Annotated in this window: 15 protein-coding genes; 3 read left to right on the top strand and 12 right to left on the bottom strand. The window is 63.7% G+C overall.

Features of this window, described 5'->3' with window-relative positions; genetic code table 11:
• Positions 1 to 96: 96 nt before the first annotated feature.
• From era to rpoE, 8 genes are all read right to left on the bottom strand, one after another.
• A complete protein-coding gene (era, locus tag P5705_RS00135) occupies positions 97 to 999 on the bottom strand; it encodes a GTPase Era (RefSeq protein ID WP_011535347.1) in 903 nt (300 codons plus the stop codon).
• Positions 992 to 1681 carry a ribonuclease III gene (gene rnc, locus P5705_RS00130; protein WP_011535348.1) on the bottom strand — a complete coding sequence of 230 codons (690 nt, stop codon included), beginning with the start codon at positions 1679 to 1681 and terminating at the stop codon, positions 992 to 994. Before rnc ends, era begins: the two co-directional genes overlap by 8 nt.
• 161 nt (positions 1682 to 1842) lie before the next feature.
• The gene (gene lepB / locus P5705_RS00125) at positions 1843 to 2697 is read right to left on the bottom strand and encodes a signal peptidase I (protein ID WP_277458847.1); all 855 of its coding nucleotides are present in this window, start codon (positions 2695 to 2697) and stop codon (positions 1843 to 1845) included.
• Between the two features lie 5 nt (positions 2698 to 2702).
• A complete protein-coding gene (lepA, locus tag P5705_RS00120) occupies positions 2703 to 4502 on the bottom strand; it encodes a translation elongation factor 4 (protein ID WP_277458846.1) in 1800 nt (599 codons plus the stop codon).
• 286 nt (positions 4503 to 4788) lie between these two features.
• Positions 4789 to 6195 carry a DegQ family serine endoprotease gene (locus tag P5705_RS00115; protein ID WP_431196907.1) on the bottom strand — a complete coding sequence of 469 codons (1407 nt, stop codon included), beginning with the start codon at positions 6193 to 6195 and terminating at the stop codon, positions 4789 to 4791.
• A gap of 200 nt (positions 6196 to 6395) precedes the next feature.
• On the bottom strand, positions 6396 to 7361 hold the full coding sequence (locus tag P5705_RS00110; RefSeq protein ID WP_240065081.1) for a MucB/RseB C-terminal domain-containing protein: 966 nt from the start codon (positions 7359 to 7361) through the stop codon (positions 6396 to 6398).
• Positions 7362 to 7373: 12 nt separating this feature from the next.
• Positions 7374 to 7964 carry a sigma-E factor negative regulatory protein gene (locus P5705_RS00105; RefSeq protein WP_277458842.1) on the bottom strand — a complete coding sequence of 197 codons (591 nt, stop codon included), beginning with the start codon at positions 7962 to 7964 and terminating at the stop codon, positions 7374 to 7376.
• 31 nt (positions 7965 to 7995) lie between these two features.
• On the bottom strand, positions 7996 to 8577 hold the full coding sequence (rpoE, locus tag P5705_RS00100; RefSeq protein ID WP_011535354.1) for an RNA polymerase sigma factor RpoE: 582 nt from the start codon (positions 8575 to 8577) through the stop codon (positions 7996 to 7998).
• Between the two features lie 438 nt (positions 8578 to 9015).
• On the opposite strand from rpoE, the gene nadB reads away from it, so the two are divergent.
• Positions 9016 to 10617 (top strand): L-aspartate oxidase, encoded by a 1602-nt coding sequence (gene nadB, locus P5705_RS00095; RefSeq protein WP_277458834.1) that lies wholly within the window; start codon positions 9016 to 9018, stop codon positions 10615 to 10617.
• 56 nt (positions 10618 to 10673) lie between these two features.
• Here the strand turns inward: nadB and P5705_RS00090 are convergent, their stop codons facing one another.
• Positions 10674 to 11165, bottom strand: coding sequence for a protein YgfX (locus P5705_RS00090; RefSeq protein WP_277458833.1), 492 nt, complete (start codon positions 11163 to 11165; stop codon positions 10674 to 10676).
• Positions 11149 to 11403, bottom strand: a complete 255-nt coding sequence (locus P5705_RS00085; RefSeq protein WP_213658068.1) for a succinate dehydrogenase assembly factor 2 — start codon at positions 11401 to 11403, stop codon at positions 11149 to 11151. Before P5705_RS00085 ends, P5705_RS00090 begins: the two co-directional genes overlap by 17 nt.
• 132 nt (positions 11404 to 11535) lie before the next feature.
• On the opposite strand from P5705_RS00085, the gene P5705_RS00080 reads away from it, so the two are divergent.
• Complete coding sequence (locus P5705_RS00080; RefSeq protein ID WP_277458828.1) at positions 11536 to 12477, top strand: YgfZ/GcvT domain-containing protein; 942 nt, start codon at positions 11536 to 11538, stop codon at positions 12475 to 12477.
• Positions 12478 to 12532: 55 nt separating this feature from the next.
• Positions 12533 to 13339, top strand: a complete 807-nt coding sequence (locus P5705_RS00075) for an HDOD domain-containing protein (protein WP_277458827.1) — start codon at positions 12533 to 12535, stop codon at positions 13337 to 13339.
• Between the two features lie 108 nt (positions 13340 to 13447).
• Here P5705_RS00075 and P5705_RS00070 read toward each other — a convergent pair whose 3' ends face one another.
• Both P5705_RS00070 and P5705_RS00065 read right to left on the bottom strand, forming a co-directional pair.
• Positions 13448 to 14827: a sensor histidine kinase gene (locus P5705_RS00070; RefSeq protein ID WP_277458825.1), complete on the bottom strand. Its 1380-nt coding sequence runs from the start codon at positions 14825 to 14827 to the stop codon at positions 13448 to 13450.
• Positions 14820 to 15491: a response regulator gene (locus P5705_RS00065; RefSeq protein WP_240065075.1), complete on the bottom strand. Its 672-nt coding sequence runs from the start codon at positions 15489 to 15491 to the stop codon at positions 14820 to 14822. Before P5705_RS00065 ends, P5705_RS00070 begins: the two co-directional genes overlap by 8 nt.
• Positions 15492 to 15606 lie beyond the last annotated feature (115 nt).

Below are 15606 nucleotides of genomic sequence, written 5' to 3'. Positions count from 1 at the left end.
GCAGCGGCCCCAGGATTTCGACTGTTGCAAAGATTGTGGGGCTGCGATGCAGCCCTTTCGCGGCACAAGGCCGCTCCTACAGAGGGAGTCCGGGGCTTACAGGTCGCCGTAACCCAGCGAACGCAGGGCACGTTCGTCGTCGGACCAGCCGCCTTTGACCTTGACCCAGAGGTTGAGCATGACCTTGGAGTCGAACAGCACTTCCATGTCCTTGCGCGCCTCGGAACCGATGCGCTTGATGCGCTCGCCCTTGTCGCCAATGATGATCTTCTTCTGGCCGTCGCGTTCGACGAGGATCAACGCATGGATGTGCAACACATGGCCCTGCTGCTTGAACTCTTCGATTTCCACGGTGATCTGGTACGGCAGCTCCGCCCCCAGCTGGCGCATGATCTTTTCGCGTACCAGCTCCGCCGCAAGGAAGCGGCTGCTGCGGTCGGTGATCTGGTCTTCCGGGAAGAAGTGATCGTTTTCCGGCAGGTGCTTGGCGATCTGCGCTTCCAGCGCATCGAGGTTGTGCCCCTGCTGCGCGGAAATCGGCATCACTTCAGCATTCGGCAGTTGTTCCTGCAGCCACTGAAGGTGCGGGATCAGCTCGGCTTTCTCTTCCATGCGGTCGGTCTTGTTGACCGCGATGATCAGCGGGCCGGTCACGTACTGCACGCGCTCGAGCACCAACTGGTCCTCGTCGGTCCAGCGGGTGCGGTCAACCACGAAAATCACCACGTCGACGTCTTTCAAGGCCGCCGAGGCGTTGCGGTTCATGTAGCGGTTGAGCGCCTTGTCATTCGCTTTGTGCATGCCGGGGGTGTCGACGTAGATCGCCTGCACGTCACCCTCGGTCTTGATACCGAGCATGTTGTGGCGGGTGGTCTGCGGCTTGCGCGAAGTGATCGCCAGCTTCTGCCCAAGGATGTGGTTGAGCAGCGTCGACTTGCCGACGTTGGGGCGGCCGACAATGGCGACGTAGCCGCAACGGGTCGAAGTGTTCTCAGTCATTGCCATTCTCCACGCCCAGGGCGATCAGTGCGGCAGCGGCGGCGACTTGCTCGGCGATACGCCGGCTCACGCCCTGCCCACGGCTTTTCTTGTTCAGCAGGACCACTTCGCATTCGACGAAGAAGGTCCTGCAGTGCGGTTCGCCCTGGATGTCCACCACTTCGTAACGCGGCAGCTCGCAGGCACGCGACTGCAGGAACTCCTGCAGGCGGGTCTTGGGGTCTTTGTTGGTGTCGACCAGGGTGAGCCCGTCGAACTCGTCGGTCAACCAGGCCAGGATGCGCTCGCGCGCAGTCTGCATGTCGGCGTCCTGGTAGATCGCGCCGATCAGGGCTTCCAGGGCATCGGCCAAGATGGACTCACGGCGGAAACCGCCACTCTTGAGCTCCCCCGAACCCAGGCGCAGGTAGTCGCCCAGGTCGAAGCCGCGGGCCAGGCGTGCCAGCGTCTCGCCTTTGACCAGGCGCGCGCGCAGGCGCGACAGCTGGCCCTCGCGGGCCTGGGGGAAGCGCTCGAACAGCGCTTCGCCGACCACGAAGTTGAGGATGGCATCGCCGAGGAATTCCAGGCGCTCGTTGTTGCGCCCGGCATAGCTGCGATGGGTCAGGGCCAGCAGCATCTGGTCCTGATTCTTGAAGGTATAGCCGAGCTTGCGCTCCAGGCGGTCAAGGGAAGCACTCATGGGGCCACCCCTACAATGTTCAACGCGTTGTTCAAATCAACATCCTGAAAGACGGTGTGGCTGTGATCTGACGCCGGAAACGGCGAAATCTCTCGCTCCCTGAGAACACAGCCTATGTCAGAAATGCAATCGGCGCTGTCCGTGGACAGCGCCGTCGATGCTCAATGGATCAGGCCGACCCGCGACAGGTTCGGGAGGTGGCTCAGTTTGGGCTCCGGCCAGCTCATCCAGACCGCGAACGCCTTACCGACGATGTTCCGGTCCGGAACCATGCCATGCAGTTCCTTGGGAATGTTCGGATCATCCCAGAAACGGCTGTCGTTGGAGTTGTCGCGGTTGTCACCCATCATGAAGTAGTGACCGGCCGGCACGGTCCACTGCTGGTCCGGCGGCATGCGGTAGCGGGTCATTTCCTTGCGGATCAGGTGCTCGGCTTCGCCGAGTTTCTCCTTGTACAGCTCAGCGCTGCCCAGGGTGCCCGGCTCGCTGCCGACCAGTTGCTCGGCAATCGGCTGGCCATTGACGAACAGGCGCTTGTCGCTGGTGTAGCGCACCTGGTCGCCTGGCAGGCCGACCACACGCTTGATGTAGTTGACGTTCGGGTCGCTTGGGTAGCGGAACACCATCACATCCCCGCGCTGCGGATCCCCCACCTCGATGACCTTCTTGTCGATCACCGGCAGGCGAATGCCGTAGGAGAACTTGTTCACCAGGATGAAGTCGCCCACTTCCAGCGTCGGTTTCATCGAACCCGACGGGATCTGGAACGGCTCGACCAGGAACGAGCGCAGCACCAGCACGATGAACAGCACCGGGAAGAACGACTTGCCGTATTCAACCAGCAAGGGCTCCTTGTTCAGGCGTTCGACCACGGCCAGCTCGGGCTGGCTGACGCTGCCCTGGTAGTTGGTGATCGCCGCCCGCCGGCGCGGGGCCAGGAACAGCAGGTCGAGCAGCCCCAACAGGCCACAGACAGCGACGGCGATGACTAGCAACAGCGGGAAATTTAGCGACATAGGACCTAGCTATCCAACCTGAGCACGGCGAGGAAGGCTTCCTGTGGAATCTCCACGTTACCCACCTGTTTCATGCGTTTCTTACCGGCCTTCTGCTTCTCCAGCAGCTTCTTCTTACGGCTGACGTCGCCACCGTAGCACTTGGCCAGTACGTTCTTTCTGAGCGCCTTGACGGTTGTCCGCGCGATGATCTGGCCGCCAATGGCTGCCTGGATCGCCACGTCGAACATCTGCCGAGGGATCAGTTCCTTCATCTTTTCGGTCAACGCACGGCCTTTGTAGGCGGCGTTGTCGCGGTGCACGATCAGGGCCAGGGCATCGACCTTGTCACCGTTGATCAGCACGTCCAGCTTGACCAGGTTGGCCGACTGGTAGCGATCGAAATGATAGTCCAGCGAGGCGTAGCCGCGGCTGGTCGATTTCAGGCGGTCGAAGAAGTCCAGGACCACTTCGTTCATTGGCAGGTCGTAGCGCACCTGCACCTGGCTGCCGAGGAACTGCATGTCGCGCTGCACGCCACGTTTCTCGATGCACAGGGTGATGACGTTGCCCAGGTGCTCCTGGGGTACCAGGATGGTCGCGGTGACGATCGGTTCGCGGAAATCGTTGACCGCCGAGACGTCCGGCAGCCTCGACGGGTTGTCGACGGTAATGGTCTCGCCGGTCTTGAGCTCGAGCTCGTAGATCACGCTCGGGGCGGTGGTGATCAGGTCCAGGTCGTATTCGCGCTCCAGGCGCTCCTGGATGATCTCCATGTGCAGCATGCCGAGGAAGCCGCAGCGGAAGCCGAAGCCCAGGGCGTCGGAGCTTTCCGGCATGTATTGCAGCGACGAGTCGTTCAGCGTCAGCTTCTGCAGCGCGTCGCGGAAGTCTTCGAAGTCGTCGGAGCTGACCGGGAACAAGCCGGCGTAGACCTGCGGCTGGATCTTCTTGAAGCCTGGCAGCACTTCGACTTCAGGGGTGTTCGACAGCGTCAGGGTGTCACCCACCGGCGCGCCGTGAATGTCCTTGATGCTGGCGATGATGAAGCCTACTTCACCGGCTTTCAGATCAGCGGTTTGCGTATGTTTCGGGGTGAACACACCGACGCTGTCGACCAGGTGCACCTTGCCGGTGGACTTGACCAGGATCTTGTCGCCCTTCTTGACGCGGCCCTGGCGCACGCGCACCAGCGAGACCACGCCCAGGTAGTTGTCGAACCAGGAGTCGATGATCAGCGCCTGCAATGGCGCATCGATTTCGCCTTCCGGCGCGGGAATGGTCTGTACCAGGCGCTCGAGCACCTCGTCGACGCCCATGCCGCTCTTGGCGCTGCAGGCCACGGCGTCGGTGGCGTCGATGCCGATGATCTTCTCGATCTCGTCCTTGACGCGGTCCGGGTCAGCCTGGGGCAGGTCCATCTTGTTCAGCACGGGCATGACTTCCAGGCCCTGCTCGATGGCGGTGTAGCAGTTGGCAACCGACTGCGCCTCGACGCCCTGGCCGGCGTCGACCACCAGCAGCGCACCCTCGCACGCCGCCAGCGAGCGCGAGACTTCGTAGGTGAAGTCGACGTGGCCGGGGGTGTCGATGAAGTTCAGTTGGTAAGTCTTACCATCCTGCGCCTTGTAGTGCAGCGTGACGCTGTGGGCCTTGATGGTGATCCCGCGCTCGCGCTCCAGGTCCATGGAGTCGAGGACCTGGGCTTCCATTTCGCGCGCCGTCAGGCCACCGCACATCTGGATGAAACGGTCAGCCAGCGTCGACTTGCCATGGTCGATGTGGGCGATGATGGAGAAATTGCGGATATGACTCAAATCACTCACGGGTCAACACTCGAAAAGGCTGCGAGCCGGACGCCCGCCGAAAAATAGCCGGGAATTGTACCTCAAGCTGCGGGGATATGGGAGATTCCTCTATCAGTTGCGCCCGTGTTCGTCGGCAAGGCCGGCGCCTACAGCATTTGCAGCCTGCCCGGTCCCGTAGGAGCCAGCCTTGCTGGCGAAGCAGGCAACGCGATGGATGGATGACGCCCACCTGGAACAGGGGCTGATTGTTTGCTTTACGAAAAAAGGGCAGCCGAAGCTGCCCTTTTCCTACTTCAAAACCCGCTTATTCAGCCAATTTGAAGGTAATGAAGCTCGCACGCCCCTGGCGCAGCACGCGCATGGACACCGAACGGTTCTTCGGCAGCTCCTTGGCGATCTCGGTGAACTGCTTCGCCGAGGCGATGGCCTGGTTGTTCAGGTGGCTGATGACATCGCCCGGACGCAGGCCGATCACTGCGGCGGGGCCGTCCTGGACTTCCTTGATGACCACGCCGCCCTTGAGTTCCAGCGACTTCTTCTGCTCGGCGCTCAGGTCGGCCACGGACACACCCAGACGGTTGCTGCTGCGCTCGGCGCTGCCGTCGGCACCCAGGCCAGCGCCGATGTCGGCGTCATCTTCCGGCAACGCGCCGATGGTGATGTCGAGGTTCTGGCGCTTGCCGTTGCGGATGATCTCAAGCTTGGCCTTCTCGCCATCCTTGAGGCTACCGACCAGGTGCGGCAGGTCGGCGGACATGACGATCGGCTGGCCGTTCATGCTCAGGATCACGTCACCCACCTGCAGGCCGCCCTTGGCTGCCGGGCCGTTTTCCAGGACCTGGGCCACCAGGGCGCCGGCTGGCTTGTCCAGGCCGAACGATTCGGCGAGGTCCTTGTTGACCTCCTGGATCACCACGCCCAGCCAGCCGCGGCTGACCTTGCCGTCTTTTTTCAGTTGGTTCGACACGTCGATCGCCACGTCGATCGGGATGGCGAACGACAGGCCCATGAAGCCACCGGAACGGGTGAAGATCTGCGAGTTGATGCCCACCACCTCGCCCTTCATGTTGAACAGCGGACCACCGGAGTTGCCTGGGTTGATGGCCACGTCGGTCTGGATAAACGGGACATAGGTGTCATTGGGCAGCGTGCGGCCCTTGGCGCTGACGATACCCTTGGTCACCGAGTGGTCGAAGCCGAACGGCGAGCCGATGGCCAGTACCCACTCACCGACTTTCAACTTCTCGGAGTCCCCCAGCTTTACGGTCGGCAGGTTCTTGCCCTCGACCTTGAGCAGGGCCACGTCGGTGCGCGGGTCGGTGCCGACCAGCTTGGCCTGCAGCTCGCTGCGGTCGGAGAGACGGACGATGATCTCGTCGGCGTCGGCCACCACGTGGTTGTTGGTCAGCACGTAGCCGTCGTCGGAGATGATGAAGCCAGAACCCAGCGACTGCGCCTCACGCTGGCGGTCGCCACGGGGCGAGCGCGGTTGCTGCGGCATGTTGCGTTCGAAGAACTCGCGGAACATCGGCGGCAGCCCTTCGAGGTCGGGCATCTGCCCGGCGGCGACGCGGCGGTCCGGCAGCTTCTGCTTGGTACTGATGTTGACCACCGCCGGCGAGGCCTGTTCGACCAGGGTGGTGAAGTCCGGCAAGGACTCCTCGGCCTGGGCGCTGAGCACCTGGCCGAGCATGAGCACGGCGGCGAACATCGAGAGATAGGTTTTCAAGCGTGGTATTGACATACGGCTCCCGTCACAACGAGCGTAGTTAGCAGTAAGGTCCCTGCAGAAGCAGGAAAGGCCAGACTCCGAGAAGCCTGACCTATAGAAAATTTGCGGCAGGATTGCAAATGACAATGCCTTAATTTCATGTCAGCTCTGTGTAACAAGAGCTGTCAGGAGGCACGCCGTCATTGGCGCGCCTGGGCATCCTGGGCCCGCATCGACAGGGCGACCCGCTCGGCAGTGCCCAGGGGGATCTCGCCGACCACGGTGACCATCACCTTGCCTTTGGGGGTGGTGAGCCGGCGCGAGACCGCCACGGTCGGGCCGAGCTGCGTGCGGATATCGTTGCCGCCGCTGTCACTGATCGGTTCGAGGAAGACCGAGAAGCGTGCCAGGCCATCGTCGTACATCAGGCTGCTGACCGTGCTCTTGCGCTCCGGGTCGCGACGCACGGCACTGCTGATCAATTCAAAACCAGGTGGCAGCCAGTCGGAACGCCAGCCAGCGACCGCTTCGGACGAGGTGGTCGCGACATGCTCAACAGGCTTGCACGCCGCGCTGGCACTGAGGTCGGCATCGGTCGGCAAGTCGTCGGTATCCAGGCGGGTCATCTGGAAGCGCTCGAGCAACTGGCCCTTGTCGTTGAGCATCAACGAACGCAGGGGCAGGCCGGTGCGACGGTCCAGATGCAGTTCGAAAGCATATCGGTGCTGGTCACGCGGGGTGAGCGTCACGATTACCGCGTCGCGGTCGGCGACGCGGGACTTGCCGGCCACGCTCAAGTCATACCAGCCCATCAATTTCAGAGGATCGAGTACACGCGGCGCAGAGTCGGGTGGTGAACCCACTCCGCTGGCCAAAGCGCCGCTGACACACTGCACCTTGCCATCGACCCGAACGATTTCCTGGGCTGCGCCATCGAGCTGCAACAACCGCTCGCTGACCTTGCCGTCGCGGACGCGATGCCAGATATCGTGGGTGGAGAAGCTGCCATTGCGTTCGTAGACGAAGGCGCCCTGGTAACTCTGCTCTTGTTCAGCTCGTGCCAGCCTGTTCAGCCACTCGCTCGCCTCAGGCGAGGAATTGGCCGCCAGGGCCTGCACCGTCAGGCTGCTGCCAAGCAGCAGCGACAGGAGAGGTAGCGCGCGCATGATCCTCCTTAATTAGCGGTTTTCCAGGCTGGCGGCGCGGGCGTAAGGGAGTGCGGTCTCGTTACCCTTGAGTGCCGATTCCTGGGCATGCTGGCGCAGATAGCCCGGCAGGCGCTGATCCCAGCCGGCCTGGTTCTGCAGGACACCGTTGGCCATCGGGCCAGTCGGTTGTTCGCTGCTTTCACTATAGCCTGCCAAAACAGCCGGGCCCTGGGTCTGAGGCATGCTCAGGCCTTGTTGCACAGGCTGCTGGGCAGCCAGTTCGGCACCGGTGATCTCGTCCTGGTTGTAGAAGCGCACGCCTGCCAGCACGGCAACGGTCACCGAAGCGGCCACGGCCAGGCGGCCGATGCTGCGCCACGGCCCCTGCTTGACCTTTACTGGCACGGCCTCGTCGGCCAGCGCCGCGGACACCGCCGAGGCGATATCCAGCTTGGGCAGCAGCAGTTCCTGGTGCATCGCCGCGCGAGCGACCTGGTAACGCGACCAGGTGGCACGGGTTTCGGCATCGTCCGCGGCGTTCAGCACGCGACGCAGTTCAAGCTCGTCCGCTTCGTTATCCATCACCGCGGACAGCGATTCCTGCAAAGCTTCACGACTCATGGCGGTTCCTCTCTTGGCTGTCGCCGCTGTCTCAGGATTCCTGCAACAAGGGTTGCAGGGCTTTATCTATGGCCTCCCGAGCGCGAAAAATTCGAGAGCGCACGGTACCCACCGGACATTGCATGACACTGGCAATGTCTTCGTAACTCAGACCATCGAACTCGCGCAGGGTCAGTGCCGTGCGCAAATCTTCCGGCAGTTGCTGGATGGTGCGATGGACGGTGCCTTCGATTTCATCCCGCAACAACGAGCGCTCTGGGGACTCGAGATCCTTGAGACCATGATCGCCGTCGTAAAACTCCGCATCCTCGGAGCTCACATCGCTGTCAGGTGGCCGTCTTCCACGGGACACCAGATAGTTCTTCGCCGTGTTGATGGCGATGCGGTACAGCCAGGTGTAGAACGCACTGTCACCGCGAAAATTGCCGAGCGCCCGGTATGCCTTGATAAAGGCTTCCTGCGCCACGTCTTGCGCTTCATGGGTGTCGTGGACGAAACGCACGATCAACCCGAGAATCTTGTGCTGGTACTTCAACACCAACAGATCGAACGCTCGCCTGTCGCCGCGCTGCACGCGCTCGACAAGCTGCTGATCCTCTTCCTGGGTTAGCATGAACACTCCTCAATGAACTCGAAGGAGCGTTGCGACAGCCATCGTTCAGGCTTGCAAACATAGACTCGGGCTTTGCGCAAAAGTTCTCCCCTCCAAGCAAGTTTCCTGCGGCCCTCGGTCGGCTCGCACGAAAGACGCGGCGCGGTCACGGCCGGCAGCGTCGATAATCTGGTTTCATACACGCAGGTGTCAGCCCGGGATAGAGCTGCCGCCGTGCGTCGCCGCGACAAAATGTGGCGTGCGGGCAGCCTTCATAGGATTTGCGGCACCGCCGGAAAGTTCCCCTGAACGTCGCCATTGCTCCGCAAGCGCCATTGGAAATCAGGCACCCGGGGCTGCTATAAAGGCATCCCCGGCCAGGTTTCACGATAGTTTCACAATGCCATCTGCGCTCGACTATTGTGCCGTGCCCCCTCCAAAGATTACTAGTGTCCCGACATGAGCAGACAATTCCAACATGATGTCCTGGTGATCGGTAGTGGTGCCGCCGGTCTCAGCCTGGCACTGAACCTCCCTGGCCACCTGCGCATCGCCGTGCTGAGCAAGGGCGACCTGGCCAATGGTTCGACCTTCTGGGCCCAGGGCGGTGTCGCTGCGGTGCTCGACGACACCGACACCGTGCAATCCCATGTCGAAGATACCCTCAACGCCGGAGGCGGCCTGTGCCACGAGGACGCGGTGCGCTTCACCGTCGAGCACAGCCGCGAAGCCATTCAATGGTTGATCGAGCAAGGCGTGCCGTTCACCCGCGACGAACACTACAGCGTCGACGACGGGGGTTTCGAGTTCCACCTGACCCGCGAGGGCGGCCACAGTCATCGGCGCATCATCCATGCCGCCGACGCCACCGGCGCGGCCATTTTCACCACCCTGCTGGAGCAGGCGCGCCAGCGCTCGAATATCGATCTGCTCGAACAGCGGGTGGCGGTCGACTTGATCACCGAGCGTCGCCTGGGCCTGGAAGGCGAACGTTGCCTGGGCGCCTATGTACTGGATCGCAACACGGGCGAAGTCGACACCTTCGGTGCGCGCTTCACCGTGCTGGCCACAGGCGGCGCGGCCAAGGTGTACCTCTATACCAGCAACCCCGACGGCGCTTGCGGCGATGGCATCGCCATGGCCTGGCGCGCTGGCTGCCGGGTGGCGAACCTGGAGTTCAACCAGTTCCACCCGACCTGCCTCTACCACCCGCAGGCCAAGAGTTTCCTGATCACCGAAGCCCTGCGCGGCGAGGGCGCGCTGCTGCGCCTGCCCAATGGCGAGCGCTTCATGCCGCGCTTCGATCCCCGTGAAGAGCTCGCGCCACGCGATATCGTCGCCCGTGCCATCGACCACGAGATGAAGCGCCTGGGCGTGGACTGCGTGTACCTGGACATCAGCCACAAGCCGGCGGATTTCATCAAGGGCCACTTCCCCACTGTCTACGAGCGCTGCCTCACTTTTGGTATCGACATCACCCGCCAGCCAATCCCGGTGGTGCCTGCGGCGCACTACACCTGCGGCGGGGTCATGGTCGATGACCGTGGTCATACGGATGTACCGGGGCTGTACGCGATCGGCGAGACCAGCTTCACCGGCCTGCATGGTGCCAACCGCATGGCCAGCAACTCGCTGCTCGAGTGTTTCGTCTACGGCCGCGCCGCCGCCACCGACATCGTGGCTCACCTGGAGCAGGTCGCCATGCCCCGCGCACTGCCCTGCTGGGATGCCAGCCAGGTGACTGACTCGGATGAAGACGTGATCATCGCGCACAACTGGGACGAGCTGCGGCGTTTCATGTGGGACTATGTGGGGATCGTGCGCACCAGCAAGCGCCTGCAACGCGCCGAGCACCGGGTACGCATGCTGCTGGACGAGATCGACGAGTTCTACAGCAACTACAAGGTCAGCCGCGACCTGATCGAGCTGCGCAACCTGGCGCAGGTGGCCGAACTGATGATCCGTTCGGCAATGCAGCGCAAGGAGAGCCGGGGGCTGCATTACACGCTGGATTACCCGGGAATGTTGCCCGAGGCCAAGGACACGATTCTCAGCCCGTGATGAACGCGATCGATGTAGGAGCCAGCCTTGCTGGCGAACCGGGGTCAACGCAGGCCTCAGGTCCGGAGGTGGCGCCGTTCGCCAGCAAGGCTGGCTCCTACAGGTTGAGACCACCTGCGTCGGCTGAACTTCAGCCGCACTCGCAGGCGGCGATGTTCGTCAGGGGCAAGCGCGTCCTTGGCAACACACTGGCTCTGCCCCAACCATCGCCCCTGAGGCACGAAACGCAATACCACCAGCCCCGGCAACGCCACGCTGTCCCGACACAGCCGCACAGGCTGCCAGCCTTCGGCCTGACAATATAGCCGCCAGCCCCGCGCGTCACGGCGCAGGCCCGTAATGGCTCTGGGATGGGTCAGCAGGATACGACGGGGAATGACCCAGCAGGCGTGGGCAAGGCAGGCGACCAGCAGCAGGCCACGAAGCCAGGCAGGAGCCACAACAACGGCCAATGTGGCAATCGCCAGCGCCAGGCTGGCGAGGTAGGCCGTCAGCAGGCGACCAGAGCCCTGCCAACGGCACTCGAAGCGGTCACTTGGGCTGGACACGGTCCAGGATGATGCGGACCATGCGCTGCAGCTCCGGGTCTTCCGATTCGCTGCGCTCCATGAACCAGCCGAACATGTCCTGGTCTTCGCAGGTCAGCAGCCGACGGTACAGTGCCCGGTCATCTTCGCTCAGGCTTGAGTAGACTTCCTGGGTGAAGGGGACCAGCAGCACGTCCAGTTCCAGCATGCCGCGGCGGCTGTGCCAGAAAAGCCGGTTGAGTTCAGTTTGTTCGACCATGGGGCCCTCCTCGAATGGTCGCGCAGTATACCGCGCAGTGGACGAAGCGACACAGGGCGTTGGTCTAGTCACCTACCTATTTTGTTACTGGCGTTCTATGATGGCCGCCAGTCTTTAGCTACCGCGATGACCATGGCCGATTCCGTTTTCTTCTGTACGCTCCCACATGAAAGCATCCTCGCAGTCCGCGGCTCCGACGCCGGCAAGTTCCTGCAAGGCCAGCTGACCTGCAACCTCAACTACCTCAGCGATGACCACGCGAGCCTCGGTGCGCGGTGCATGGTCAAGGGCCGCATGCAGTCGAGCTTCCGCATTCTTCCCGAAGGTAATGGCTACCTGCTGGCCATGGCCAGCGAACTGCTCGAGATGCAACTGGCCGACCTGAAGAAGTACGCGGTGTTCTCCAAGGCCACCCTGGCCGACGAAAGCGCAGCCTGGGTGCGCTTTGGCTTGCAGCAGGGCGACAACGCGCTTCAGGCGCTGGGCCTGAAGGTACCGGGCGAAACCGGCGCGACGGTTCGCCATGAAGGCCTGATCGCCGTGACCGCCTCCACCGATCGTGTGGAACTGTGGGTACCCGCCGCCCAAGCCGCCGACGTTCGTGAGAAACTTGCGGCACTATTGCCCGAGGGCACCCTCAACGACTGGCTGCTGGGCCAGGTGCGCGCCGGTATCGGCCAGGTCATGGGCGCCACCCGCGAACTGTTCATCCCACAGATGATCAACCTGCAAGCGGTCGATGGCGTGAGCTTCAAGAAAGGTTGCTACACCGGCCAGGAAATCGTTGCGCGCATGCAGTACCTGGGCAAGCTCAAGCGTCGCCAGTACCGCCTTGCGCTCGACGAGACAGCGGTACCCGCACCAGGCGCCGAGATCTTCTCGCCCACCCACGGCTCGTCGGTCGGCGAGGTGGTGATCGGTGCCAGCACCGGCAATGCCGTCGAACTGCTGGCCGTGCTCAGCGCCGACGCGGTGGCCGATGACAACCTGCACCTGGGCAGCCTGGAAGGCCCGCGCCTGATGCTGCTTGACCTGCCTTACGAACTGGACCGCGACCGGGAAATCCAGCGCTGACCAGCCCGCCCCGTCGATTTGGCGGGGCCGCACCACCTTTGCGGTAGAGAAGTCCATGAACAAGCTGGCCGAGATGGTCCAAGCGCAATTGCTCGCAGCCATCGATAACGACGACCTGGTCCTGCCGACGCTTCCGGAAGTCGCCCTGAGCATCCGCGAAGCCGCCGAAGACAGCGAGATCAGCGTGTCCGCCCTGAGCAAGGTGATCGGCCGCGACGCCGCGCTGTCGGCGCGCCTGATCAAGGTGGTCAACAGCCCGCTGCTGCGCGCAGCCGTCGAAGTCACCGACCTGCACACCGCCATCACCCGCCTGGGTATCAACTACAGCTGCAACCTGGCCATCGGCCTGGTAATCGAGCAGATCTTCCATGCCCGTTCGCCGGCGGTCGAGCAGAAGCTGCGGGATATCTGGGCCAACAGCCTGGAAGTGGCGGGCATCAGCTATGAACTGTGCAGGCGATACACGCAACTGAAACCCGACCAGGCCACCCTCGGCGGCCTGGTGCACCAGATCGGCGCGCTGCCCGTGCTGATCTATGCCGAAGAGCACAACGAACTGATTTCCGACCCGGTGTGCCTGCACTATGTGATCGAACAGATCCAGCCGGTGCTGGGCGACAAGATCCTCAGCGCCTGGGAGTTCCCCGAGCAACTGGTCAAGCTGCCCAGCGAAATCCAGGACCTGGACCGGCGCACCGACTCCCTGGACTACATCGACGTGGTGCAGATCGCCCGCTGCATCAGCCAGCGCGGGCGCAGCCGGCCGCTGGCCGCCCTGCCCGCCTATCGGCACCTGGGGCTGCCGTTCGGTACCGAACTGGATATGGAAGAGTTGCTGGATGCGCGCAGCATGTTGCGTTGACCCGGTTCGCCTGTAGGAGCGGCTTCAGCCGCGATGCTCGCGCCGCGGTGCCTGGCACCCGCTTTGCGGGTGATCGCGGCTGAAGCCGCTCCTACCGAGATCGCAGCGTCAATCGGCGATGAAACTTACCCGCACTTTCAAACCGCCCCGTTCCCCGTCATGCAGGCTGATCTGCGCCAGGTGCGCCCGGCAGATCTCGCCGACGATGGCCAGCCCCAGGCCACTGCCCTGGGCACTGCGCCGATAGAAGCGCTCGAACACCCGCTCACGCTCCCCCTCGGGAATCCCCGGCCCATCGTCCTCGACTTCGAGCACGGCCGGCGCCAGCACCCGCAGGACCACGTCACCGCCCGGCGGCGTGTGGGCCAGGGCGTTGTCCACCAGGTTGCTGAGCAGCTCGTTGAGCAAGGTCGGCTCGCCTTTGAGCCACACCGGCGCCTCGGCCTCAAGCGCCAGGGACACGCCACGGGCATGGGCCAATGGCGCCATGGCCATGCCCAGCTCCCGGGCCAGCTGGCTCAGGTCCAGACGCTGGGCGCCACCCTCGGCGATCGCCCGCGCGCCGTTTTCAACCCGCGCCAGTGACAGCAACTGGTTGGCCAGGTGGGTCAGGCGATCGGTACCCTGGGCGGCGGCTTCCAGCGTCTTGCGCCATTCGTCGGGTTGTTTCGAGCGCAGGCCCAGCTCGACCCGGGCCTTGAGTGCCGCCAACGGCGTGCGCAGCTCATGGGCGGCGTCGGCGATGAACTGCGCTTGGCGCTCGAACTGCCCACGCAGGCGCTCGGTGAAATGGTTGAGCGCGCGCACCAGTGGACCCAGTTCGCGCTGCACCTGCACCACCGGCAGCGCACGCAGATCATCCGGCTGGCGCTCCTCCACCGCCCCCCGCAGCCGCTCCAGCGGGCGTAACGCCGCGCTGACCGCGAACCACACCATCACCAGCGCGCCCAACGCCAGCATTCCCAGGCGCAGCAAGGTGTCGGCCATCAGGCCACGGGCCATGCGCACCCTTGCCTCTTCGGTCTCGGCCACGCGGATCTCGGCCATGCCGTTCATGTTCGGCTCGCTCACCGGCTTGAGCAGGCTCACCACGCGCACGTCCTGGCCGAGGTAGGTGGCGTTGTAGAAGCGCGCCAGGGCCGGGTAGTCGTCGGTGCGCGGCGTGCCCGGGGGCGGTGCGGGCAGGTTCTCGTAGCCGGAGATCAGCTTCTGGTGGATATCCAGCACCTGGTAGTAGATGCGCCCGGCGCTGTCATAGGCGAAGGTGTCCAGGGCCACGTAGGGCACGTCGGCACTGAGGGTGCCGTCGCGTTGCGACAGGCCGGCGGCAATAGTTCGCGCCGAGGCCAGCAAGGTGCGGTCATAGGCGGTGTCGGCAGCCTCGCGACCGTTCCAGTAGGCGCTCAGGCCGCTGGCCAGCATCAGCACCACCAGCAGCAGCGCCAGGTTGCCCAGCAGGCGCCCGCGCAGGCTGACGTTGTCACGCATCGCGATGCTCGAGCAGGTAGCCCAGGCCGCGGAAGGTGACGATGGCCACCGGGTGGCCGTCGAGCTTCTTGCGCAGGCGGTGGATGTAGATCTCGATGGCGTCGGGGCTGGCCTCCTCGTCCAGGCCGAACACCTGGGCGGCGAGTTGCTCCTTGCTCATCACCCGCCCGGGGCGGGCGATCAACGCCTCGAGCACGCTCTGTTCGCGTTGAGTCAAGGTCAGCGGCTCATCGACCAGGGTGAAACGGCGCGTGTCGAGGTCGTATACCAACGGCCCGCAGCGCTGCTGGCGCTCGCCGCCGAGCACGCTGCGGCGCAGCAGCGCCTTGACCCGTGCCTCCAGCTCGGTCAGCTCGAAGGGCTTGGCCAGGTAGTCGTCGGCGCCCAGGTTCAGGCCATGGACCCGGTCCTTCACATCGCTGCGCGCGGTGAGCATCAGTACCGGCAGGGTCTTGCCGCGCCCGCGCAGGCGCGCCAGCACCTCGAAACCGTCCAGCCGCGGCAGGCCGACATCGAGCACGGCCACGGCGTAGTCCTCGCTGGCCAAGGCCAGGTCGGCGGCCACGCCGTCATGCAGCACATCCACGGTCAGGCCTTGGCTCTTCAGAGCCTGGGCCACGCTTTCAGCCAGTTGCAGGTGGTCTTCGACCAGCAGCACACGCATCGGATTCTCCCAGCTCGGGTGGGTCGGTTGGCGCGGAGTGTACCGCCGTGAGGGGGCCTGTGAAGCCCTCACAAGAAACCTTTCACGCTGAAAGGTTAGCGAAAGGTTGGTTACC

Origin of the sequence: Pseudomonas entomophila (assembly GCF_029478665.1) — a bacterium.
Lineage (GTDB): Bacteria > Pseudomonadota > Gammaproteobacteria > Pseudomonadales > Pseudomonadaceae > Aquipseudomonas > Aquipseudomonas entomophila_F.
The sequence above is the reverse complement of the archived record's forward strand: the minus strand, read 5'-3'. Positions and strand labels throughout refer to the sequence as shown.